The 809-nt window shown below is 46.5% G+C and carries 1 protein-coding gene and 1 pseudogene; both read left to right on the top strand.

Features of this window, described 5'->3' with window-relative positions:
* A pseudogene (locus ACFC20_RS17585) lies at positions 1-278 on the top strand (hypothetical protein); the annotation flags it as partial.
* A gap of 91 nt (positions 279-369) precedes the next feature.
* Positions 370-809 (top strand): hypothetical protein (locus ACFC20_RS17580; RefSeq protein ID WP_375194113.1); only part of this gene is annotated, 440 nt, incomplete at its 3' end.

The raw sequence follows: 809 nt of genomic DNA, 5'->3' as shown, positions 1-809 counted from the left end.
CGACACCTGAGCAGCAATTGCAAATGAAGGAGCTTGAAGTTAGAAGCCAGGAAGCTGAAGCTAAATCTGTAACGGCTCAAGCTAATAACGAGAAGTCTGCCGCCACAATTGCCAAGGCACAGGCTGATCTTGTCCAGGCTCAACTTGAAACGGCTGAAGCTCAAGCACAGCTTCAGGCTATCCAAAGCGGCCAGGGTGAAGCTTATCAACAAGTGCGTGAATTAGTTGCTGAAGCGCTGGCTGAGTTAATGGCAAACAATCAAAATGTCAAGGCTTAACGAGTGACTTTTTACTAAATTAAGCTTATCATTAGTTTATGGCTACCAGTGGCCTTTCACTGGGCTTTAAATTCGTTTCATAGGGAACGCCATGAGTGTAGAAAACAACCAAGACGAAACAGCAGGTTTTGTCACAACATCGATCGATATGCCTGAAGTTCAAACTGAACCACAGGAAGAGCAGCAGCAAGAAGAACAGGCCAATTCTGAGGCTGATGCTACTGTAGGTGATGAAGAGCAAGAGCCGAAAGGTGAAGCTGAAGAGCCCAAAGCAGAAGAGCAAGATGATTCCGGCAAAGATACCGCCGCCGATCACGACAAAGGCAAGAAGCCTAACCGTGTTCAAAAACGTATCGACCAGGTAGTAAGAGAGCGAGAGCAGGAGCGCCGAGAGAAAGAGGCCCTTCAGCGCCGTATTGATGAACTTGAAAGTGGTAAACAGTCGGATAAGTCAGAAAAGGAACCTGTAGAGGATGACTTTGAAACTTATGACGAGTACCTTGATGCTTTGGACGCTTACGATAATAAGCA

It is taken from the genome of Marinobacter sp. (assembly GCF_041984545.1).
In the GTDB taxonomy this organism is placed as follows: Bacteria; Pseudomonadota; Gammaproteobacteria; order Pseudomonadales; family Oleiphilaceae; genus Marinobacter.
Note: the sequence above shows the minus strand (reverse complement) of the source record. Positions and strands in the feature narration are given on the sequence as shown.